Origin of the sequence: Nitrosomonas oligotropha, from assembly GCF_009833085.1 — a bacterium.
GTDB classification, from domain to species: domain Bacteria; phylum Pseudomonadota; class Gammaproteobacteria; order Burkholderiales; family Nitrosomonadaceae; genus Nitrosomonas; species Nitrosomonas oligotropha.
Genome location: NZ_QRBZ01000005.1, coordinates 63,317 through 86,454, shown reverse-complemented (window position 1 = coordinate 86,454; position 23,138 = coordinate 63,317). Strand labels below are relative to the sequence as shown.

General features: G+C 48.4%; 23 protein-coding genes and 1 riboswitch. Of the genes, 20 read left to right on the top strand and 3 right to left on the bottom strand.

The genetic code is table 11. The features are described 5' to 3' along the window. Positions 1–205: 205 nt before the first annotated feature. Positions 206–308: riboswitch (glycine riboswitch) on the top strand. 44 nt (positions 309–352) lie between these two features. Genes gcvT through ABD07_RS02590 form a run of 6 tightly spaced genes read left to right on the top strand, consistent with a single transcriptional unit; the run spans position 353 to position 6,273 of the window. Next, positions 353–1,444, top strand: coding sequence for a glycine cleavage system aminomethyltransferase GcvT (gene gcvT / locus ABD07_RS02615; RefSeq protein WP_108699099.1), 1,092 nt, complete (start codon positions 353–355; stop codon positions 1,442–1,444). A 43-nt stretch (positions 1,445–1,487) separates the two neighbouring features. Beyond that, a complete protein-coding gene (gcvH, locus tag ABD07_RS02610; RefSeq protein WP_108699098.1) occupies positions 1,488–1,877 on the top strand; it encodes a glycine cleavage system protein GcvH in 390 nt (129 codons plus the stop codon). A 58-nt stretch (positions 1,878–1,935) separates the two neighbouring features. Beyond that, positions 1,936–3,288, top strand: coding sequence for an aminomethyl-transferring glycine dehydrogenase subunit GcvPA (gene gcvPA / locus ABD07_RS02605; protein ID WP_160816987.1), 1,353 nt, complete (start codon positions 1,936–1,938; stop codon positions 3,286–3,288). Positions 3,289–3,322: 34 nt separating this feature from the next. Then, positions 3,323–3,820 (top strand): thiol peroxidase, encoded by a 498-nt coding sequence (gene tpx, locus ABD07_RS02600; RefSeq protein WP_108699096.1) that lies wholly within the window; start codon positions 3,323–3,325, stop codon positions 3,818–3,820. Between the two features lie 20 nt (positions 3,821–3,840). After that, positions 3,841–5,292 (top strand): aminomethyl-transferring glycine dehydrogenase subunit GcvPB, encoded by a 1,452-nt coding sequence (gene gcvPB / locus ABD07_RS02595; RefSeq protein ID WP_108699095.1) that lies wholly within the window; start codon positions 3,841–3,843, stop codon positions 5,290–5,292. Positions 5,293–5,337: 45 nt separating this feature from the next. After that, complete coding sequence (locus ABD07_RS02590) at positions 5,338–6,273, top strand: carbohydrate kinase family protein (protein WP_108699094.1); 936 nt, start codon at positions 5,338–5,340, stop codon at positions 6,271–6,273. 18 nt (positions 6,274–6,291) lie between these two features. On the opposite strand, the gene ABD07_RS02585 is transcribed toward ABD07_RS02590, so the two are convergent. Further along, positions 6,292–7,140, bottom strand: coding sequence for an endonuclease/exonuclease/phosphatase family protein (locus tag ABD07_RS02585; RefSeq protein WP_160816986.1), 849 nt, complete (start codon positions 7,138–7,140; stop codon positions 6,292–6,294). Between the two features lie 472 nt (positions 7,141–7,612). Here ABD07_RS02585 and ABD07_RS02580 point away from each other — a divergent pair, with 472 nt between their 5' ends. Further along, positions 7,613–8,779 (top strand): response regulator transcription factor, encoded by a 1,167-nt coding sequence (locus ABD07_RS02580; protein ID WP_160816985.1) that lies wholly within the window; start codon positions 7,613–7,615, stop codon positions 8,777–8,779. Positions 8,780–9,007: 228 nt separating this feature from the next. Here ABD07_RS02580 and ABD07_RS02575 read toward each other — a convergent pair whose 3' ends face one another. Then, complete coding sequence (locus ABD07_RS02575) at positions 9,008–10,642, bottom strand: MutS-related protein (protein ID WP_160816984.1); 1,635 nt, start codon at positions 10,640–10,642, stop codon at positions 9,008–9,010. A 138-nt stretch (positions 10,643–10,780) separates the two neighbouring features. Between ABD07_RS02575 and ABD07_RS02570 the strand changes: the two genes are divergently transcribed. From ABD07_RS02570 to yut, 13 genes are all read left to right on the top strand, one after another. After that, positions 10,781–11,929 (top strand): efflux RND transporter periplasmic adaptor subunit, encoded by a 1,149-nt coding sequence (locus ABD07_RS02570; protein ID WP_160816983.1) that lies wholly within the window; start codon positions 10,781–10,783, stop codon positions 11,927–11,929. Then, the gene (locus ABD07_RS02565) at positions 11,926–12,609 is read left to right on the top strand and encodes an ABC transporter ATP-binding protein (protein ID WP_160816982.1); all 684 of its coding nucleotides are present in this window, start codon (positions 11,926–11,928) and stop codon (positions 12,607–12,609) included. Before ABD07_RS02570 ends, ABD07_RS02565 begins: the two co-directional genes overlap by 4 nt. Further along, on the top strand, positions 12,596–13,798 hold the full coding sequence (locus ABD07_RS02560; RefSeq protein WP_160816981.1) for an ABC transporter permease: 1,203 nt from the start codon (positions 12,596–12,598) through the stop codon (positions 13,796–13,798). Before ABD07_RS02565 ends, ABD07_RS02560 begins: the two co-directional genes overlap by 14 nt. A gap of 47 nt (positions 13,799–13,845) precedes the next feature. Further along, a complete protein-coding gene (locus ABD07_RS02555) occupies positions 13,846–14,196 on the top strand; it encodes a DUF3147 family protein (protein WP_108699087.1) in 351 nt (116 codons plus the stop codon). 400 nt (positions 14,197–14,596) lie between these two features. Continuing rightward, positions 14,597–15,877, top strand: a complete 1,281-nt coding sequence (locus tag ABD07_RS02550; protein WP_108699110.1) for a hypothetical protein — start codon at positions 14,597–14,599, stop codon at positions 15,875–15,877. Between the two features lie 39 nt (positions 15,878–15,916). After that, on the top strand, positions 15,917–16,861 hold the full coding sequence (locus tag ABD07_RS02545; protein WP_160816980.1) for an urease accessory protein UreD: 945 nt from the start codon (positions 15,917–15,919) through the stop codon (positions 16,859–16,861). A 97-nt stretch (positions 16,862–16,958) separates the two neighbouring features. Further along, on the top strand, positions 16,959–17,261 hold the full coding sequence (ureA, locus tag ABD07_RS02540) for an urease subunit gamma (protein WP_108699086.1): 303 nt from the start codon (positions 16,959–16,961) through the stop codon (positions 17,259–17,261). 37 nt (positions 17,262–17,298) lie between these two features. Next, the gene (locus ABD07_RS02535) at positions 17,299–17,607 is read left to right on the top strand and encodes an urease subunit beta (protein WP_160817002.1); all 309 of its coding nucleotides are present in this window, start codon (positions 17,299–17,301) and stop codon (positions 17,605–17,607) included. A 33-nt stretch (positions 17,608–17,640) separates the two neighbouring features. Then, positions 17,641–19,347: an urease subunit alpha gene (gene ureC, locus ABD07_RS02530; RefSeq protein WP_160816979.1), complete on the top strand. Its 1,707-nt coding sequence runs from the start codon at positions 17,641–17,643 to the stop codon at positions 19,345–19,347. Positions 19,348–19,492: 145 nt separating this feature from the next. Continuing rightward, positions 19,493–20,017: an urease accessory protein UreE gene (gene ureE / locus ABD07_RS02525; RefSeq protein ID WP_160816978.1), complete on the top strand. Its 525-nt coding sequence runs from the start codon at positions 19,493–19,495 to the stop codon at positions 20,015–20,017. Further along, positions 19,905–20,705: an urease accessory protein UreF gene (locus ABD07_RS02520; RefSeq protein ID WP_240142382.1), complete on the top strand. Its 801-nt coding sequence runs from the start codon at positions 19,905–19,907 to the stop codon at positions 20,703–20,705. The genes ureE and ABD07_RS02520 overlap by 113 nt, the downstream gene beginning before the upstream one ends. A gap of 17 nt (positions 20,706–20,722) precedes the next feature. After that, on the top strand, positions 20,723–21,358 hold the full coding sequence (gene ureG, locus ABD07_RS02515; protein WP_108699082.1) for an urease accessory protein UreG: 636 nt from the start codon (positions 20,723–20,725) through the stop codon (positions 21,356–21,358). Between the two features lie 189 nt (positions 21,359–21,547). Then, a complete protein-coding gene (yut, locus tag ABD07_RS02510) occupies positions 21,548–22,531 on the top strand; it encodes an urea transporter (RefSeq protein WP_160816976.1) in 984 nt (327 codons plus the stop codon). Between the two features lie 80 nt (positions 22,532–22,611). Here the strand turns inward: yut and nikR are convergent, their stop codons facing one another. Beyond that, positions 22,612–23,073 carry a nickel-responsive transcriptional regulator NikR gene (gene nikR / locus ABD07_RS02505; protein WP_160816975.1) on the bottom strand — a complete coding sequence of 154 codons (462 nt, stop codon included), beginning with the start codon at positions 23,071–23,073 and terminating at the stop codon, positions 22,612–22,614. Between the last annotated feature and the right edge of the window lie 65 nt (positions 23,074–23,138).

Below are 23,138 nucleotides of genomic sequence, written 5' to 3'. Positions count from 1 at the left end.
CAGCTAATGATGTGCGATAATTTTCGATCAGCAAAATTCACTGCAATCGCTTGTATAAACCCTTGTTCGTCAGGTATAGTTCGCACTTTGCTAAAACAATCCAAGCAGGAGAGTGCGCTAGTCATTAGCGCCGCCGAAGGCGTAACCCCCCCGGAATCGCTCAGGCAGGATCAAACCCCCGGTTTGTTCCTCGAGAACCGCTTGCGACAGGCAATCTGGAGAGTGCCGGGAAATCTTTTCCGGCCACCGAAGGGGCACACGGATTCAATTCTGTCAATCTCTCAGGTAAAAAGGACAGAGGGGCACGAAGTCATTCGCGTTTGAATGGCTCAATTTTTTTGGGAGAAAAACCGTGCTGAAAATGACACCCCTGAATCAAACCCACCGCGATATGAACGCCAAAATGGTGGATTTCGGCGGTTGGGATATGCCGCTGCATTACGGCTCGCAGTTGGATGAACACCATAAAGTGCGCCAGGATGCGGGCATGTTCGATGTTTCCCATATGCTGCCGGTCGATATCAAAGGCGATAATGTGCGCGGTTTTCTGCGCCAGCTAGTCGCGAACAATGTCGATAAGCTGACCGTTCCGGGCAAAGCGCTGTATTCCTGTATGCTGACCCCGCAGGCCGGCATTATCGACGATCTGATCATTTACTTTTTGTCCGAAACCTGGTTTCGCATCGTAGTCAACGCGGGCACGGCCGATAAAGATGTGGCCTGGATGCTCAAACAACGCGATGCGCTGGCGCCGCATTTGGAAATTACTCCGCGGCGCGATATGGCCATGGTGGCGGTTCAAGGCCCCAATGCACGCGCCAAAGTCTGGCAGGTGATCCCCGGTTCGCAAGCAGTGACGGAAGAATTGAAACAGTTTCAATCCGCGGTCGTGGGACAATATTTCATTGCCCGTACCGGTTATACCGGTGAAGACGGTTTTGAAATCATCCTGCCTGCCGTCGACGCGCCGGTATTCTGGAAAGCATTGCATGCCGCCGGTGTTGCTCCGGCCGGATTGGGCGCGCGCGATACGTTGCGGCTTGAAGCGGGTATGAATTTATACGGTCAGGACATGGACGAAACCAAGCATCCGCTGGAATCCGGTCTGGCCTGGACGGTCGATCTGAAAAGCGAGCGCGATTTCATTGGCAAGCAGGCATTGCTGGATGCTGCCGTGACGCACCAATTGGTTGGATTGGTATTGATCGATCGCGGCGTATTGCGCAGCCACCAGGAAGTGGTCGGGCAAAAAGATGGCGCCGAATACAAAGGCGAAATCACCAGCGGCGGTTTTTCACCCACGATGAATCAATCGATTGCCTTGGCGCGCGTACCGGTGCAAATCGCCGTCGGCGACGAGGTCGATGTGATCGTGCGGGATAAGAAGCTGCGTGCCAAGGTGGTAAAATACCCGTTCGTGCGTAACGGAAAAGTGCTGGTTTAATAAAAACTGTAACAAAAATATTACTTTTATCTGGAGTGAAAAAATGAGTATTCCAACCAATTTGAAATATAGCAAATCCCATGAATGGGTGAGATCTGAAGCCGACGGCACGGTAACTGTTGGGATTACCCATCACGCGCAGGAATTGCTCGGCGATATGGTGTTTATCGAATTACCGGATGTCGGACGCAAACTCAAACAAAAAGAAGAATGTGCCGTGGCGGAATCCGTTAAAGCGGCTGCCGATGTGTATTCACCGATTTCCGGTGAAGTGACCGAGGTGAATGCTCCGCTGGTCGATGAACCGGGAAAAATCAATGAAGATGCATTTTCTGCCTGGCTGTTTAAAATGAAACCCAGCAATCCTGCCGAGATCGACGGATTACTGGATGCCGCGGCTTACACCGAATTGGTAGAAAACGAAGATCACTAAAATTTGTTGCGTTTTTCGTTTTTTAATTTCTCATTACTTAAAGTTTTCAAGATAAATCATGCCGTTTATTCCACATACCGAAGAAGATATTGCCGAGATGCTTGCCAGCATAGGCGCGAAGTCAATTGAAGATCTGTTTGACGAGATTCCCGATGAACTCGTCAGCGGCGAGCTCACCGGTGTTCCGTCCGGGCTCAGCGAACTGGAAATCACGCGTCTGATGATGGAACGCGCGAACCAGGACGGTTTCTACCAGAATTACATCGGCGCCGGTGCGTATGAGCATCACATTCCGGCTGCTGTATGGCAGATCACCACGCGCGGCGAATTCTATTCTTCGTATACGCCGTATCAGGCGGAAGCCAGTCAGGGTACATTGCAGTTGTTGTATGAATATCAGTCGATGATGGCCTCGCTGACCGGCATGGATGTTTCCAATGCCAGTATGTACGACGGCGCCACGGCGCTGGCGGAAGCGGCTTTGATGGCGGTGCGTTCGCATAAAACATCGCGCCGTATCCTGATTCCTAAAACCGTGCATCCGGTTTACCGCCAAGTGGTGCGTGCGATTGTCAGCAATCAGAAAATCGAAGTGGTCGAATTGCCATTCAACACGCAAACCGGGCAATTGGATCCGGCATCGTTAGCGCAATTCGCCAACGATGAATTTGCCGCACTGGTGATTCCACAACCTAATTTCTTTGGCGTGCTGGAACAAGTCGATGTCTTGACCGATTGGGCGCATAGTAAAAATGCATTGGCCATCGGCGTCGTCAATCCGACCGCGCTGGCGTTATTGACGCCACCCGGCGAATGGGGCAGCAAAGGAGCCGACATTGCCGTGGGCGAAGGCCAGCCATTGGGTATTCCGCTCTCTAGCGGCGGTCCATACTTTGGTTTTATGGCGTGTAAAAACGAGCTGGTGCGCCAAATGCCGGGCCGTATCATCGGCCGTACCACCGATCTGGATGGTAAAGAAGGGTTTGTGCTGACTTTGCAAGCGCGCGAACAGCATATCCGCCGCTCCAAAGCGACTTCCAATATTTGTACCAACCAAGGTTTGATGGTCACCGCGGCCACGATTTACATGTCGCTGACCGGCCCTGAAGGATTGCGCCGCATTGCCGCGCAATCGCACGCCAATACACTGGATTTGGTTGAGCAATTGGAAAAAGCAGGCGGCGTGAAAAGAACATTCAGCGGACCAACGTTCCACGAAACCGCATTGACTTTGCCTAAGCCGGCTGCGGATGTGTTAGCCAAGCTGAAACAGAAAGGTATTCTGGGCGGATTTGATCTGCATGCGCATTATCCTGAATTAGGCAACGCTTTGCTGGTTTGCGCGACTGAAACGAAAACGGCGGCCGACTTACAAAATTATGCCAGCGCATTGAAACAGGCGCTTGGTTAAAACATTATTTAAATTCATCTGAGAGGAAAAAACTATGGTTACTTTAAAAGGAAAACCTATCAAAATTGAAGGCACTTTTCCCAAAGTTGGACAAAAAGCGCCTGCTTTCTCTTTAGTCAATCGCGATTTGCAAGATGTCACACTGGCCAATTATGCCGGTAAAAAGAAAGTATTGAACATCGTGCCCAGTTTGGATACGCCGGTGTGTGCGATTTCCACGCGTAAATTCAATCAGCAAGCCAGCAATATGGACAATACCGTGGTGCTGATCATTGCCGCCGATTTGCCTTTTGCGATGAGCCGTTTCTGCGATGCCGAAGGATTGGATAAGGTGATTACGTTGTCGACCATGCGTGGCGCGAATTTCATGAAAGATTACGGCGTTTTCATTGCGGACAGCGCGTTTGGCGGCATTACCGCGCGCGCGGTGATCGTGCTGGATGAGTCGGATACCGTCATTCACGCCGAGCTGGTTCCGGAAATCGCCGATGAACCAAATTACGATGCAGCTCTGGCTGCTTTGAAGAAATAAACTGAGATTGATCTTACATTATGCTGATATTTGAACACTCACGCAAAGGACGGCGCAATTATACGCAGTCGCCGGCAACACCGGCTAGCAAATCCGCGATTCCGCAGAATTTGCTGCGTAAATCCAAAGTGCTTTTGCCGGAAGTTTCCGAGATGGATACGGTGCGTCATTACACCCGTCTATCACAAAAGAATTTCTCCATCGATACCGAGTTTTACCCGCTGGGTTCCTGCACGATGAAATACAATCCGCGTGCGTGTAACTCACTGGCTATGCTGCCGCAGTTCATATCCCGGCATCCGCTGGCGCCGGAAGACACCGGTCAGGGTTTTCTCGCGTGTATGTATGAATTGCAGGAGATTCTGAAATCGGTTACCGGGATGGCGGGTGTCAGCTTGACCCCGATGGCCGGCGCGCAGGGTGAATTGATCGGCGTGATGATGATTCGTGCGTATCACGAATCGCGCGGCGATTTTGCCCGTACCGAAATTATCGTACCGGATGCGGCGCATGGTACCAATCCCGCGACTGCGGTGATGTGCGGTTTCAAAGTGGTGGAAATCGCTACCGACAAAGACGGTAACGTGGATCTGGATGCGCTGAAGGCAGCCGTTGGTCCGCAAACTGCGGGATTGATGCTGACCAATCCTTCCACCTTGGGCGTATTTGAGAAGAATGTCGCCGAAATGAGCCGTGTGGTTCATGCGGCTGGCGGGTTGCTGTATTACGACGGCGCTAACTTGAATGCGGTGCTGGGCAAAGTGAAACCGGGCGATATGGGTTTCGACGTGATTCACATCAATCTGCACAAAACTTTCTCAACCCCGCATGGCGGCGGTGGACCTGGCTCTGCACCGGTCGGTGTGGCTGAACGGCTGTTGCCTTTCATGCCGATCCCGATCGTAGCGAAGGAAGGCGATACCTATCGCTGGGTTACCGAAAAAGATAAACCGCAATCCATTGGCCGTTTATCCGCTCACATGGGGAATGCCGGTGTGTTGCTGCGGGCTTATATTTATGTTCGTTTGTTAGGCGTGCAAGGTATGCATCGAATTTCCGAGTTTGCCACCTTAAATGCGAATTACTTGATGGCGGAATTGCGCAAAGCCGGTTTTGAAATTGCTTATCCGAACCGCCGCGCCAGTCACGAATTTATCGTTACGATGAAAGACATCAAGGATAAGACCGGCGTAACGGCGATGAATCTGGCCAAGCGCTTGCTCGATAAAGGCTATCATGCGCCGACAACGTATTTCCCGCTGCTGGTGCCAGAATGTTTGCTGATCGAACCGGCCGAGACGGAATCCAAGGAAACGCTGGATGCTTTCGTTGTTTCGATGAAAGAAATCCTGAGCGAAATCGAATCGCAGCCGGATATGGTCAAAGGTGCGCCGCATACCATGCCGGTGCGTAAGCTGGATGATGTCAAAGCCGCGCGTGAGCTGGATTTGGCATGGAAACCGAGTGCTTGAGAACGTTAAAAGTTGTTTTTTATCATCAATATTGGTAGTTGAACTATGCGCACATTGATTTGTGGTTCTATCGCTTACGATAATATTATGGTCTTCCCGGATCATTTTAAGAATCACATCCTGCCGGAGAAAATTCACGTGCTGAATGTCGCATTTCTGGTTCCGGAAATGCGCCGTGAATTCGGCGGGTGCGCAGGCAATATTGCCTATAACCTCAAGATGCTGGGTGGTGAGCCTGTGATGATGGCTACGGTGGGTGATGACTATGCGCCTTATGCGGCCCGGTTTGAGCAATTACGTCTCACCCAGGAGCATGTTAAGCAAGTCTCGGATACTTTTACCGCGCAGGCTTTCATCACGACCGATCTGGATGATAATCAGATCACTGCATTTCATCCGGGCGCGATGAACTTTTCCCACTTCAATTCCGTGAAAGAGTCGCGCGATATCCGTCTGGGCATTATCGCGCCGGACGGACGCGACGGTATGCTGCAACACGCGCGTGAATTTCATGAAGCCGGTATCCCGTTTGTTTTTGATCCGGGACAAGGGTTGCCGATGTATAACGGCGAGGAATTACTCGATTTCATCAACAAAGCGGATTACATCGCGGTCAACGACTATGAAGGTGAAATGTTGCAAGACCGCACCGGGCATCGCTTGGAATCGCTGGCGAACAATGCCAAAGCATTGATTATTACCTTGGGAGCGCAAGGCTCCATTATCTATGCTGACGGCAAGAAATTTGAAATTCCTTGTGTCAAACCGAAACAAATTGTCGATCCGACCGGTTGCGGCGATGCTTACCGCGCAGGTTTGCTATACGGCATCGTGAATAATTTCGATTGGCAAACAACCGGCCAGCTCGGTTCACTGATGGGCTCTCTGAAAATTGCCCAGCGCGGCGGACAGAATCATCAATTTTCCCGCGATGAAATTGGCCAGTATTATTTCGAGAGTTTTGGCACGCGCATTTTTTAAGGCGAATACCTCAGTTTCTCATTTGAATTCAACCCATACCGGTTGATGATCCGAAGCTTCCGTTTCAGCGTCAATGCCAATACTGCTGAGACGGCTTACCAATCCGTCAGTAATAAAAACAAAATCAAAGCACTCCGGTTGATCGACAAAATCTACCGGATGGATCCCGACAGTCGGCGCATGCGGTGTATTGGGGTGCATTACCGGCCAAGCATCGTGAAAATTCGGTGTGCCGTTATTAAAAGGCGCGAGAATGTGCGCACGTTCGACTGCTGTAGCGGGGAAATTGAAATCGCCGCACAATAATGCTTCCGCAGGCCTAGGAAAAACTTCAAATGTTCCTCCTCGTTCTTCATTCAAAAATTTCCGCTGCGACATGGCGCATGCTTCCCGGTGCAGATTGCGGATTGCGTCGATTTGAGCTTTACGTTGCCGGTGAGAATAGTATTCGAGGTGCGTGGTCATGATACGTAACGGTCCAATATCGGCTGTCACGACAGCTTCCACCAATATCCGCTGCATACTGGGCGCCGCCAATTCCGCTGGCCATGGCAACAAATGCCGCCACACTTGACCAACCGGTAAACGGGTAAAAATCGCATTGCCAAATTGACTGCGCCCGCCTTGGTTGTCCGGTACGTCTGTCGCTACGCCATAGATGACAGTGTAATTTGGAAGCAGGGCGGATAGCTGGGCAATCTGATCTTCACTGCGGCTACCCGGTAAACCGGGAAAATGGATCGCGACTTCCTGCAAGCAAATGACATCAAAATCACCCAGTTGGCTGATTGTGCGCATGATACGCACAAGATCGACACAACCATCCAATCCTCGGCCCCACTGAATATTCCAGCTTAATAGTTTCATATCAATTGAAGAGCTTGTAATGGACGGACTTCAAAGTGTTTGTTTGTAAATAGTCGATCAGATATATTTTTGTGTGCGTTTTCCCACATTCGCGTCAAATGGCTTTTGCTATGATCGTAACTATTTTTACAAATTAAATTAAGCAAAACAGCTGCTTTAAGTATAGCAACCTGTGAGTGCCGGATTGCTGAGTTTGCCAATTTGCACGTGCAGAAAATGCCACAAAGAAAGCAATGTCATAATTGATTAATATTTTACGGTGATAGTTTTAGCAGCATGAATGTTTCACAAAATAACGCATCACAATTGATGCTTCATTCGTGAGACCTCCGTTTGCCCGAATTAAATCTTTTAAAGTTTTTCAAATTAAGTCCGAAATAAAACTGGATTGATATTGAAGCAATCAAGAAATCAAACTACCGGCAAATTTGAGAATGAATTTAAAAGCAGTACTGTTTAAAGGTAACGATAAATGACCAACAGAACAGAGCACATACTCGCAAGAATCTCGCACAGAAAAATTGATGACACTCGAGTGCTGATTGTTGTAGATAAATATATCTCTGGCAAGACATTGAAAAATATACTAAATGATTGGGAATATAATATCATTGGTGTTTGCACTTCAAGTCAAGAAGCTCTGGTTAGAGTTAAAAAAGACAAACCCGATTTGATTCTAACCGACATGGAATTGAATGATTGTGATGGTATCTACTTAGCGCAACAATTAAATTTACAAACGGATAGCACGAATCTTTGTATTTATTTCACAGCTTATGCGAGTGACTTGATTGTGCAACGTACCATGACGATCGCTACTGCCATGGGCTGCGATATCAATAAAAACAGTACAAACAGACATCACGCAGATTTTGAATCTTGTTTTTGTCAATACTATGGTATTGATAAATCAAATGATCATATCAAACAGCTTTCGGTTCAGCCTATCCGTGTCTTATTAGTCGATGATCAACAAATTGTACTTTGGGGATTGGAAAAGCTGATTAATAGCGAAAAGCCCAGAATGGAAGTTGTGGGAACCGCAACGAATATTTCCGATGCTAAACGCCTTATCCTGGAGAAAAAACCGGATATTCTTATCCTAAACATTTACTTGGATGATATCGATTGCGTCAATTATATTCCTGAGTTTGCAAGTGACGGGAATACGCGAGTGGTAATTTTTACTGAGACACACGATAAAGAAGTCATTGACCGAGCAGTACTCAGTGGTGCACGTGGAGTGGTGCATAGAAAAGAATCGATGCAAACGGTACTCCGCGCGATCGAGAAGATTTATGATGGTGAATTATGGCTTGACCGAATAACGACCGGCCGCATTCTTCTTCAAAATTCACGCATACGTGGAAAAATCCCTGCTGATGCCGATTCAGATAAGATTACAATGCTGACACGCAAAGAATGCATGATTCTTAAGGCATTCTCAGACGGAAGTGGCGGGGAACAGAATAAGCAGATAGCGGCAAAATTGTGCATGAGCGAGCACACCTTACGTAATCACCTGACTTCTATATTCAGTAAATTAGGTATTAAGAACCGATTCAGTTTATTTGCGTATGCTAAGCAGCATTTCCAGCACGTGGAATCTTCTGTGAATGAATCAGTTCGAGGTTATTAACGCGAGTACGTATTTTCTCGTTTCATCAAACTTACAAATCGCACTGGCAAGTCCAAAATTTGAATAAACTGGGAAACCCAACCATAGCAGTAGAGATTCAAGTCGGAGAATTTCTAAATTGTTTCAGATAGTTCCATAATTTTCCTGGTTTATTCATTCTCCTTGATGTAGTTCAGCAATTTAATCTGAAAGTTTATAAACGTGAGATCTAAAGTCAGACTTTACCCCTCACGAGTCACGGTTTTTCCGCTCCAAATGTGCTTCTACATCCTTCTGGCTAAATCCAATCGCGCTGGCCACACGATCGGCATGACTGACTTTCGATATACCCGCGATTAAGCGGTGCGTTGGGCCTTGCGGCATGAATTCGACTTGAAGATACCGGCCGATACCGTCTTTCTGCAGCAATTCACAGAGTTCGTGGTTATGCGTGACTAGCAAAGTGCTCGCGCCGAGTTTATGGAATCCTTTGAGGATATATTCCGAAATCGTCATTTTTTCTTCAAATGTGGTGCCTTCGGATAATTCATCTAACACCACCAGGCTGCGCGGCGTGGCATTGAAGAATATTTCCCGCGTGCGTTGCAGTTCATGGCCGAAACGCCCCATCGCGGCGCTGAGCTGGCCCGGGTCGGGTACTTGATAATAGAGATGCTCCACCGGAACCAGTTGCCCTTGCGTGGCGGGAATATAGCAACCAATTTGCCCGAGTAACTGGATTTGCACGATGGTTTTGCAGTACGCTGTTTTGCCGCCGCTGTTCGGGCCGGTGATGATCAGTACCCGGCCTGCCAGATCGAGATGAACATCGTTCGGCACATAATCCGGTATTGCTTTGATCAGCAGTGGATTCCTGGCCTGGCTGACAGTTAAGCGGTGCTGTTTCTCATCGATAATTTCCGGCAAGATTTTGTCACCGGTACATGATTGTCCATAGCGGTAGAAAGACAGCAACTCATCGAGTAATCCCAATGCTTCGATCGCTTTGGCCAAATCCGGGCTTTCGCGGAATTGCTTGCGCAGCGGGTAAATGATCGAATCGCGGTCGGAGACGCCCATGGCCAGCAGGATAATCGGCAGCACCGGCGCGGTCAGCGCCAGAATGCCGTAACTGATATAAGACGTGCCAAATTGCGGCATCAGGTTTTCAAAGAAGAATAAGATGCCATAACCGCCGATCAGGAAAGTCAGCATCGGTATAATTTTGAACAGCGAAGGCTGGAAGCGCGAATACAGATCAAAACCGGATTTCTCTTTTTTAGTTTTGAATTTTCCGCCCATGGAATAAACCGGGCCTTTCATCAGCGCGTAAGTTCTCGACTGGCCAAAATCATGAATGGCATCGAGCAGCGTGCGTAAATATGCCGACTGCGGGCGTGGCAATGCGGCGGCTTTCTCAACCAGATCCACCGCAAATTGAGTACCGTCCTGATACTGCCGGTAGCCGTAGCCGCCGAATTCCAGTTTATCGCTGCGGCTGCTCGGTTCATCGGTTGCAAAACCGCCGGAAAACTCGCCGTACAGCAGATGCTTCAATGATCGTTCACCGGAAACGACTTTCTCAGTGAACGTGGCCAAGGCGCTATAAAGCTCCGGGTTCGTTTCGATTTCACGCAGCGCAATCTGTTTTTGCTGTATGACCTGCGCATCCTGATCCGGGCGGGCTAGCGACCGGTACAACGCCATGCGGCCGGTTTCGGTTTTCGTGCGGTCAATGGTATGAAACAGCGCTTCAGTTTCTATCGCCGCAAATGTTTTCGGGTCAAGCGCTTCGTAATCCGCCTCGGTGGGGCGGATATCCTCCAGGCTTCGGGGCTGGTCGGAGTCGGATAAGATGAATTTTTTGCGCCAGATATCAATCATACGAAAATGTCTATGCAAGGTTTTTGATGAATTGCCAGCAAACGGCTTTAAGCGTTAACGAACGTGTAAAATACGCATATTTGCAACGAAACACAACACACGATCACCGGATATCGCACCGACCTCATTCACTCAATCATGCCGCCGCTCAAGAAACCGTTCAAATTAATCAGCTTTGCCCTCATTGTTGGTGCAATCGCACTGGCCGGTTGGTATTACAGCCGCCCCAAACCGCTGGAAGTGGAATGGGCCACGATCGCGACAGGCAGTGTCGAAGCCACTGTCGTCAACACGCGCGCAGGCACGATCAAATCCTGTCAGCGTTCCGATCTGGCGCCGATCACCGGCGGGCAGATCGCCAAAATCTGGGTGAAGGAAGGCGATCATGTGCAAAAGGGGCAGGTGTTGCTGGAACTCTGGAGTCAGGATCTGCAAGCGCAACTCGAACTGGCGCAGCGGCAGCTGGTGATGGCGCAAGAACGGCGGCGCGAAACCTGCATCCTGGCGGAAAACGCCCGGCGCGAATCGATCCGCACGCAGCAATTGGTTGAGCAAGGTTTTGTCAGCTCACAACGCGCCGACGATGCCAACGCCAATGCGCGCTCGCGTCAGGCCAGTTGTGAAGCTACTATCGCCGACATCAAACGCGCCGAAGCACAGATTCGCGTATCGCAAGCCGGAATTGACCGCACCGTAATCATCGCGCCTTTCTCCGGGGTGATCGGCAAAATTTCCGGTGAGCTGGGTGAGTTCACCACACCATCGCCTCCGGGCATTCCCACCCCGCCAACCATCGATCTGATCGACGATAGTTGTTTGTATGTCACAGCACCGATGGACGAAGTCGATGCGCCCAAAATCAAGATCGGGCAAGAAGCGCGCATTACACTGGACGCGATGCCGGGTAAAATTTTCCCTGGAAAAATCCGGCGCATCGCGCCGTACGTGACCGAAATCGAGAAACAGGCGCGTACTGTCGATATCGAAGTGGATTTCTTGCAAATTCCGGCGGATACGCTGCTGGTGGGTTACAGCGCCGATGTGGAAGTCGTGCTGGAACGCAGGGACGACGTGCTGCGCATTCCGACGCAAGCGATCCGGCAAAACAATAAAGTCTGGGTGGTGGATGCCAAGGATCGCCTGGCGGAACAGCCGCTGGAAACCGGTCTCAGCAACTGGAGCTTCACCGAAATCCGCACCGGCCTGAAAGCGGGTGACCGCGTGCTGATTTCATTTGATCAAGACAAAATCAAGGCCGGTGTTGCGGTGCAACCCAAGAATCCATGATCCGCCTGAGTGCGATTACGCGCACATTCCACATGGGCGACCAGACGGTCTACGCATTGAATGGCATCAATCTGCACATTGCTTCGGGCGAATATGTGTCGATCATGGGACCTTCCGGTTCGGGAAAATCGACGTTGCTGAATATCATCGGTTTGCTGGACCAGCCTGATAGCGGCCGCTATGAACTCGATGGCCGGCTGATCACCGATTTGTCGGAAACGGAACAGGCGCAAATCCGCCGGGAAAAAATCGGCTTCGTGTTTCAATCATTTCATCTGATTCCACGCCTGACGGCGGCGGAAAATATCGAACTGCCGCTCATCTTGAACGGCATGCCGCAAGAGCAGCGGCAAATCCGCGTCAATGACGCGTTGCAAGCCTTCGAGCTGAAGCAGCGCGCCAGTCATCGTCCCGCCGAACTTTCCGGCGGACAGCGCCAGCGCGTGGCGATTGCGCGCGCGACCATCATGCAGCCCAGTGTCATTCTGGCCGACGAACCGACCGGCAATCTGGATCACCAAATCGGCGCCGAAGTGATGGCGTTGCTGGAAAACCTGCATCACACAGGAACCACGCTGATCGTCGTGACGCACGACCGTGAGTTGGGTGCGCGTGCGCACCGCCAGATCGCGATGCGCGATGGAAAAATATTGACGGATCAAGCTGATGACGCTGGCTGATACCCTGCGAACATCGTTCAAAACGGTTGTGAGCTACCGCGTCCGTTCGCTGTTGATCATTCTCGCGATGGCGCTCGGTGTGGCTGCGGTCGTGGTGTTGACGGCGTTAGGTGACGGCGCGAGAAACTATGTCATCAATCAATTTTCTTCCATCGGCACCAATTTGCTGGTCGTATTACCGGGTCGCGCGGAAACATCAGGCTCTTTTCTCGGTGCCGTACTGGGTCAGACACCGCGCGACTTGACGTTGAAAGATGCGCAACTGCTGGGCCGGTTGCCGCAAGTGCGGCGCTATGCACCGCTTAATGTTGGTGCTGCGGAATTATCCGCCGCCAATCGCCTGCGCGAGGTCACGGTGCTGGGCAGCAATGCCGACTTGATACCGATCCGCCATATGAAACTGGCGCAGGGCGGGTTTCTGGCGCACGGCACCGAACGCAATGCGCAAATCGTGCTGGGTGCAAAAATCGCCAATGAATTCTTTCCCCGCAGCCAAGCCATTGGCCAACGCGTGCGCTTGGGCGATAGCCGGTTCATGGTGTCCGGTGTGCTGGCGGCGCAAGGGGAGTCGATGGGGTTTAATACCGATGAAATCGTCATTATTCCGATCGATTATGCGCAAGCCATGTTCAATACCACATCGCTATTCCGTATCCTGATCGAAGCCAAAAGCCACAACGACATTGAGCCGGCCAAGCAGGCCATATTGGCAACTCTGAAACAAAGTCACGACGGCGAGGAAGACATTACCGTCATTACGCAGGACGCTATCCTCTCGACTTTTGACCGCATTCTTCACACCATGACACTGGCCGTTGCCGGAATTGCTGCAATCAGCTTGATCGTTGCCGGTATCCTGGTCATGAACGTGATGCTGGTGGCGGTCAATCAGCGCACGGCGGAAATCGGTTTGCTGAAAGCCATCGGCGCTACATCCAGCGATATCCGCCGGTTATTTTTCGCCGAAGCGGTGTGGTTGTCGTTCGCCGGTGCTATTCTCGGATTTCTACTGGGACAATTCGGCAACCTGATGCTGCGCCTGGCTTTTCCGCAGCTTCCCGCCTGGGCGCCAGTCTGGGCTTCGATAGCCGGAATCCTGGTAGCGCTAATTACCGGCATCGTGGCTTGTCTTTGGCCCGCCAGCCAGGCGGCGCGGCTCGACGCCGTGAAAGCGCTGAGTAAACGATGAATACCGCCGATTCCCTTTAGCTGAACAATGATTAATACTAGGCTTCTATGTTGTATTATGCATTCAAGATTCTTATCTCTGCTGTTGTAATCGTGGCTATCTCAGAAATCGCAAAGCGGAATACAGGCTTTGCCGCACTAATAGCAGCTTTACCGCTTACATCATTGCTAGCGTTTGTTTGGCTTTATGTTGAGGGTTCTCCGCTATCGCAGATTGCAGGTCTTTCAATGCAAATTTTCTGGTTGGTGTTGCCTTCACTTCTATTATTTCTGCTGTTACCCATATTGCTTAAGCAGGGTATGGGTTTCTGGCTTAGTCTCAGCTTATCGGCTGCCGCTACCATTGGTTGTTATTTTATTTTCTTTTATCTTCTGCGTCGGATGGGAGTGCAACTGTAATAAATAACGCTGAGATTTCTTACAGCTAAGTGAAAAATTTTATCATTCAGAGAATATTCCAGGTGGTTTGTATCCGTACCGTGTGCAGCGTCAGATATATTCTGATGTGCTTGATTTTTAATGTCGCATTTCTTAAGAACATATCAACGAAACTACATACATTCCCAACATGAGACAACTCCACATTCGGCTCATTTAATGGAATGGCTCCAGTAGATCTGCATATATCTCAGTCCGGTTTTGTTTGATCACAACAAATTTCATACAAAATTAGAAAAAATATTATAAATCTCCCTATATGAGCTTCTGTTATACAGTGGTCGGGTTCGGATTTATGTATTAGTGATTATTTTCCAGTCATCCAATTTGATAAATTATTACTAGAAGGATGGGTAGTTTCATGCAGACAAGAAATAACAGCTTACAAGCAAAAATTAAAATTACTAATTTATATCTCATTCTCCTATTCGTTTTTCTCTTGCCTGCGTTCCAAGTAAATGCTGCGGACGTATCAATGAAACCAATCTCAGACAAACTCAAAGTAAAAACCAGTGAAACCAGATGGATTAGCTTAGGAGCAGGTTATCGAGGAACAGGGTTATGGACTGAAAACTTAAACGGTAATTTAGATAGCGGCCACTACAGCAACGACAATGCTCGTATTTATTTGAATGGACAGTTTAATCAATATCTTAAATTTGAAGTCAATACCGAATGCTTTTTCTGCAACAATACCGCTTCCGGCGAAAATCCCAGGATGTCATACAACATCCTCGATGCCATTGCAAAATTTGAATACAACCGCTATTTCAACATTTGGGGAGGGCGCATGTTAGCGCCTACGGAGCGGGGAGAATTAAGCGGCCCTTTTTTCCAAGCTACTCACGATGCATTCAAAACACCGTTCTTTTCTCAAGATTTCAGTACACATTTTGGCAATGGCGGAGCAGGTCGTTATGGTCGTGACGATGGCGTAACTTTCTGGGGCAATGCAGAACCAGGCTTCGTTCCCGGGACACTGGGTTATGCAATGGGCGTCTTTCGTGGTTTGGAATCATCGCACACCACGGGACCTAATCCAAGCGGCACTATCCTAACTGCTGCGCGCGTTACCTATAATTTTCTGAATCCAGAAAAAAACCCTGGCTACTACACTTCTAGCACGTATTACGGTAAAGCGGGAGATATTTTAGCGCTGGCGTTTGGTATGTCTTATCAAAAGAATGGTGCCGGATCATTTGCACATCGGAGTGATTTTCTCGGTTTTACAGGTGATTTACTATTTGAAAAAGTATTACCTAGAAATATGGGAGTAACTACTTTAAATGCTGAATATAAACAGTTCTATGCGGGCTATTCGACTGCCGCATTTTCTGATCCAAATTGCTTTTGTATGTTTGATGGCAAGTCGTGGACAGTAACCGGTCTTTACATGTTTCCAACTAAAATTGGCATCGGGCACTTTCAACCTTATGGCAGATTTACGAGTATTCAGCCTAATCGAAGCAATAATCGGGAAGAAATTGAAGCGGGTTTGAATTATATTATTGATGGCTTTAATGCACGTATTTCAGCCTATTATCAACACGGTGATCTTTTGTCTAAAGGGTTGAATTATGCGCCCGGAGTATCAGGTCCAACGCAAGATGTTTTCAAAATTTCTTTCCAATTGCAGATTTAATACTCCAGAGATCATTACTCCTGAAAAGCTATTATGAAAATGTCCCTATCTGCACCTGAAAATGAATTGCCCGTTCAGCAACGGAATTCCACTATCCTGACCTATCCCAAACAATCTAGCCAGCATGTACCCGGAATATTAATTGATCCAGCGTACAAACCCCTGCAAGCAAAGCTATCTCTCAAATTTGCTGCAATCGATGCAACCACAAGGCTTGTCGAGCGAGATCATCTTGGTCCATTGTTAGTGCAAAAACCTTTTTATCCGGAAGGACGGGAAGTCTGCCATGTAGTGATTATTCATCCGCCCGGTGGAGTCGTCGGTGGTGATCAGTTAGAAATTTCTACCCAAGTCGGCGTTTCCGCAAATGCGCAAATTACGACGCCGGGCGCCACCAAATGGTACAAAGCCAATGGGCATACTTCACATCAAAAGATCAGAATCGATGTTAATAAAGGCGGTGCCCTCGAATGGGTACCGCAAGAAACCATTTTCTATAATCATGCCAATGTAGAAATTGATCATCAGGTTACGCTGAAGGATGATGCAATTTATGTCGGCTGTGAAATATTATGTTTTGGGCGGACCGCATCGGGTGAAACGTTTGATCAAGGCCAAATCAAGCAACGTACCAGTATTCGGCGCAATGATAAGTTGATTTGGCTTGAACAAATCCGCCTTCTCGGTGAGAGTTCTGCGATGAATGGTTCTTTAACGCTATCTGGCAAAACAGTCTGCGCTTCGCTCATTTTGACGGGAAAAATGTTACCCCAAGCACTCATCGATCTGGCGCGTGAAGAAGCAGAAAAAATTACTCATGGCTCAGGCCAAGTGGGTATCTCACAGCTTAAATCAATAATCGTAGTTCGTTATTTAGGTCATTCGAGTGAAGTGGCGCGGCACATCATGCTGCGTATCTGGGGGTTGTTTCGCCCGGAAGTACTTGGACGTGATGCTATCGTGCCACGAATGTGGAACACATAATTCATTCGACTGATGATTTAGGATGGTTTGCTAAATACATCATAGATGCTGTTGTAACGTATAAATTGTAACTGTTAATTTACCCAGGAGAAAAACGATGGATCTAACACCTAGAGAGAAAGATAAGCTCATGATATTTACTGCCGGATTAGTAGCTGAGAAACGTAAAGCTCGCGGTCTGCGGCTCAACTATCCGGAAGCGGTTGCACTAATCACTTGCGCTGTACTAGAGGGTGCCAGAGATGGACGGACCGTAGCGGAATTGATGTCAGCAGGTCAGCGAATACTAACTCGTTCGGATGTCATGGAAGGTGTTCCTGAAATGATTCCGGATATTCAGGTTGAAGCGACTTTTCCGGATGGTACCAAGCTCGTGACTGTGCATAATCCGATTGTTTAATTGATCAACATAATAGGAGACCGCTATGAGAGTACCAATGATTCCAGGTGAGATATTTACTGAGTCAGGTGATATCGAACTAAATGCAGGCAGAAGGACAAAAACGTTGACTGTTTCGAATGGAGGAGATCGCCCCATTCAAATTGGCTCTCACTTTCATTTTTATGAAGTGAATTCCGCCATGAAATTTGACCGGGAAGCAGCTTATGGCATGCGACTGAATATTATGGCCGGTACGGCCGTCCGCTTTGAACCCGGACAAGAAAGAACCGTAGAACTCGTTGATCTAGCGGGAGACCGGATCGTTTATGGATTTAATCAAAAAGTGATGGGTAAACTGAAATAATTTGTATCGCAATAATTTCACAGGAGCAAAAAAATGAGCGTAAAAATTTCCCGTCAATCCTATGCTGATATGATGGGTCCTACGACCGGAGACCGGGTTCGTTTGGCCGATACAGAACTAATGATTGAAATTGAAAAAGACTTCACAACTTACGGTGAAGAAGTAAAATTCGGTGGCGGCAAAGTAATTCGAGATGGCATGGGTCAATCACAACGCAATCATGCTGATGTCATGGACACCGTCATTACCAATGCAATCATTATTGATCATTGGGGGATTGTCAAAGCGGATATCGGGCTTAAGAATGGCAAGATCGCAGCAATCGGTAAAGCCGGCAACCCGGATATTCAACCGAATGTCACCATGGCCATTGGTTCGGCAACCGAGATCATTGCGGGTGAGAACTTGATTGTCACTGCGGGTGGCGTGGATACACACATTCACTTCATTTCACCGCAGCAAGCTGAAGACGCCATGATGAATGGCATCACCACCATGCTGGGCGGCGGTACCGGACCTGCGGTGGGAACAGCCGCAACTACTTGCACACCCGGTCCTTGGCATATTCATTCGATGCTCAGAGCATCGGATGGATTGGTTATGAATACAGGTTTCTTCGGAAAAGGCAATACCAGCTTGCCTATACCACTTGAAGAACAGATATTAGCCGGAGCTTGTGGCCTGAAACTGCATGAAGACTGGGGTACAACATTTGCTGCCATTGATAATTGTTTGAATGTTGCAGATAAATACGATGTGCAGGTGGCTATCCATACCGATACCATCAATGAAGGCGGGTATCTGGAAAACACCATCGCTGCGATGAAAGACCGCACCATTCATACCTTCCATACCGAGGGCGCAGGCGGCGGCCACGCACCGGATATTATCGCCGTCGTTGGCCTTGATAATGTATTGCCGTCATCGACCAATCCGACCCGCCCATATACCGTCAATACGCTCGATGAACATCTGGACATGCTGATGGTATGTCACCATTTACATGCAAATATTCCAGAAGACCTTGCTTTTGCAGAATCACGCATTCGCAAGGAAACAATCGCTGCGGAAGATATTCTGCATGACATGGGCGCAATCTCCATGATGTCATCGGACTCCCAAGCCATGGGACGCATAGGTGAAGTGGTATTACGCACTTGGCAAACCGCGCATAAAATGAAAATACAACGCGGAACATTGCAAGAAGATAGTTCAAGAAATGATAATTTCCGAGTTAAACGCTATATTGCAAAATATACGATTAATCCTGCAATTACTCATGGTATTGCGCACGCGATCGGATCGATAGAAGTCGGCAAATATGCCGATCTCGTACTGTGGAGACCTGCTTTCTTCGGTGTGAAACCATCCATGATTCTGAAAGGTGGGATGATTGCTGCGTCTCTGATGGGCGACCCGAATGCTTCTATCCCTACCCCACAGCCCGTTCATTATCGCTACATGTTTGGCGGATACGGTGGAGGGGTTAAAACATCTTGTTTCACTTTTGCCTCACAAGCAGCAATGGGTGCGGGCTTGGTTGATCAATTGAAACTCGATAAAAACCTCGTCACCGTGAAAAACACACGTAATTTGCGCAAGAAAGACATGATTCACAATAGCGCAACCCCCAAGATGGAAGTTGATCCTGAAACATACGAAGTTCGTGCAGATGGTCAACTGCTAACTTGCGGCGCAGAAGATGTGCTGCCAATGGCGCAACGGTATTTTCTGTTTTAGAAATATCAGGAACAGAGGAAGCTTCTTGGTGTTGGTCAAGCAAATTTCTGAAACTAGAAGCTTCCCTGCCGGGTAGGGTAGGAACTGTCGCAGCATCGGATACTGTGATAATCATTATTAATCCTTAATTGATCGTAATAATAAAATGCTTACACTAAATACCAAGATAGATCATGCTGACTCAGTGTTTGCACAACTCGTATTGCCCTACGAGATGCGTGAAAATAGTCGATTAAGAACCGCGCTTGCGTCGGGTGAAGAAGTGGCTATTTTCACGACACGAGGTACAGTCTTACGAAACAATGATCTACTCAGAAGTGATGATGGGCGTGTCGTACAAATTATTGCAGCCCACGAGCCCACGTATCGAATTACATGTAAAACGCCACATGATTTATTACGATGTGCCTTCCATTTGGGCAATCGCCACACACAAACTCAGGTTGGCGAAGATTTCCTGCGGATTCACCAGGATACTGTACTAAAACAAATGGTGGAAGGTTTGGGAGCCACTATCATCGAAGAAAATGCGCCCTTTGAACCTGAGTCAGGCGCCTATGGTAGCGGCGGCCATCACCATCATGGCGATGGCCATTATCATGCCCATGGTCCGCTTGCCCCAATCCCAGCGCGCCAAAAGATTCACCGGCCTTCCGATCCGCATTCTTAGGAGCTCTACCTTGCAATCCGCACTATTGCTTCGCTTATTGCAGCTCGCAAGCCCATCGCTACCAGTTGGTGCATACACTTATTCGCAAGGCTTGGAATCCGCGATTGAGAAAGGAACAGTCCATAATGAAAGCACAGCGCGAAAATGGATTGCCGAATCTCTAAATATCGTCGCGGACTTTGAAGCGCCGATACTATGGCGCTTGCTTAAAGGTTTTTCTGAACGTGATGCTGCAGCTGTCAATTATTGGACCGAGTGCTTTATTGCAGCTCGCGATACAGCTGAATTTAGAGCAGAAACGATCCAGATGGGATACTCCTTAGGCAAACTGATCAAGGATCTGAAAATTGCAGACGAGTCGTTACAGACGATATTGACCAGCCAATCGGAAATACCGCTGCCCACTGCCTTTGCTTGTGCCGCAGTAGCGCTCGCCGTACCGCATGAAGCAGCGTTGCTGGGAATGCTGTTTTCTTTGGTTGAGAATCAAGTGCTGGTCTGTGTTAAATCGGTTCCGCTCGGTCAGGTCTCTGGACAAAGTCTTCTACTTTCATTGCATAATGAGATTGAAACGGCGTCAGATCGCGCACAGCAGCTCAATGATGACGAATTATCCAATTGGGCGCCTGGCTTGTCATTGCTGTCAATACAACATGAAACACAATACAGTAGAATTTATCGATCATAATTTGGGGACATAACAACGTGGATAAGCAATCAAATCCTCTTCGAGTGGGCATCGGCGGTCCGGTCGGATCCGGGAAAACGGCTTTATGCGAAGCTTTAAGTAAAAAAATGCGTGACCATTATGAAATGGCTGTCATTACGAATGATATCTACACCAAGGAAGACATGGAGATTCTATTACGCGCCAATGCGCTACCTCCGGAACGTCTGATGGGTGTGGAAACGGGGGGATGTCCTCATACCGCGATCAGGGAGGATGCTTCAATCAACCTCGAAGCCATTGCTCGAATGACGGCCGATTTTCCCAATCTCGATCTCATTCTGGTTGAATCGGGAGGAGACAATTTAGCTTCCACTTTTAGTCCCGAGCTTTCTGATCTGACCATTTATGTCATTGATGTGGCCGCAGGTGAGAAAATACCGCGTAAAGGCGGCCCCGGCATCACACGATCAGCGCTTCTCGTTATTAACAAAATCGATCTCGCTCCTTATGTGGGGGCAAATCTCGACGTGATGGATCGTGATGCCAAAAAGATGCGTGGTGACCGTCCGTTTGTATTTACCAATCTGCATACCGGTGAAGGCGTTGATCGAATTGTAGACTTCATCATAAAGCAAGGATTATTGGACGAAGTAAAAAAACAACGTGCTTAGGAAGCCACTGAATAATCCATCGGTCGTCCAGACTACAATGAGAAATTACACTCTATATTTCTATGATAGTTATGCAGGGAATTCCTGAGTTAGCTTTCTTACAACAGGATTCAGTTGTCACTAAAACTGGCTGACTTAGTAACAGATTGTTTGTAGTTATTTTTCAAACCAATACTTTAGGAGCTAATCATGGATTGGTCATTATCAATTGACAAAGCAATACCCAAACCGCTGCGTGTCATTCTCAGAGGGGTTGGGCAAGTGTTTTTCTGCTGCAATGCGGTTACCGGTCTTATTTTTTTAATAGCGTTATATGTCGGGGGAATCACTGCGGGGCTTGCTGCCACCGTGGGTGTCATCAGCAGCACTGTTGCAGCGTATTTATTAGGATTCTCTGACGATGATATCGATGCAGGGTTGTATGGGTTCAACGGCACACTGGTTGGGCCTTGCTTGTTTTTATTTCTCGAAAACACTCCTCAACTCTGGCTATATGTTGTGCTCGCTTCGATTTTGTCTACTGTCGTGTTGGCGGCATTAATGCGAATTTTGCAACCCTATAACATCCCTGCCTCTACTTCACCTTTTGTGTTGACGTGCTGGATGTTCATGGTGGCCGTTTATTCTTTTGATGGATTCTCGCGCGGACCGGTCCTGTCGGCGCCGGGAATTCCCGCTGACATTGCCGCAACCGCAGTAGTGACAACGGAGTTCGCCACCTTGACTCAAGAAGCGGTTGTGGCTTGGTATACGGCGATTACCAAAGGCATTGGCGAGGTGATGTTTGCTGATAGCGTCATTGTCGGCATCTTGTTTCTCGTTGGCATCGCAATCACGTCACTGCGTGGCGCATTGATGGCGTTTTTAGGCGCAGTGGCTGGCGTTGCCATACCCATTTGCTTGGGTGCCGATAAGACGCTGATCGAGATGGGGCTCTATGCATTCAACCCGGTTCTGACCATGATGGCAGTCGGATGGGTTTTCCTAAAACCGTCTACCGGTACTGCAATTTTGGCCTTATTGGCTGGTATTTTGACGGTTATCTGTCAAGCCGGCTTGGCTAATTTTCTCGCTCCGATGGGTTTGCCCACGCTGACGTTTCCGTTTGTTCTAGTCATGTGGATGTTTCTTTTTGCCGCCAGCAAATCCAGATATTGGGCGAATCCTCAATAAGACTCAGAAGGAATAAACATGTTTTGAAATTAAGCCTCGTTGATTAACGGGGCTTTTTTGCGGCTAATACAATGATATGCTCAGGTCAGCGGGATGCTATGCGTATGCGGAACAGCTGAATGGGGATGTGACTCCTGTGCGAACTCGATTGGCACAATATGCAATTTGCCATGCCGCACGCCGTTGGTCGCAATCACCCGATTGGCAAAACACCTGACGTGCTCAATTATGCCTCGAAGAATGACCACTTCCAGGCAATTATCATGATCCATATGGACATGCATGCTCGATAAGGTCAAATCATGATGGTGGTGATGCGCTGAGGTTACCTGGCTGGCCAAATCTCTTTCATGATGATTATAAATATAACTCAGCGTAGCAATACAATACCCTTTGTTGTCCTTCTGCAAGCGGGAAGTTTCAAGGTGTTCGCGAACAAGATCGCGAATGGCTTCCGAACGATTATCATAGCCACGCTCATGTGCAAGCGCATCGAATTGCTCGAATAACTGGTCATCCATTGAAATGGTAAAACGTTCCATAACCCTCCCCCGATTGTCATCGATAATGATTGGTGAAAATAAACATCTTTTTCTTGCCGCAACGG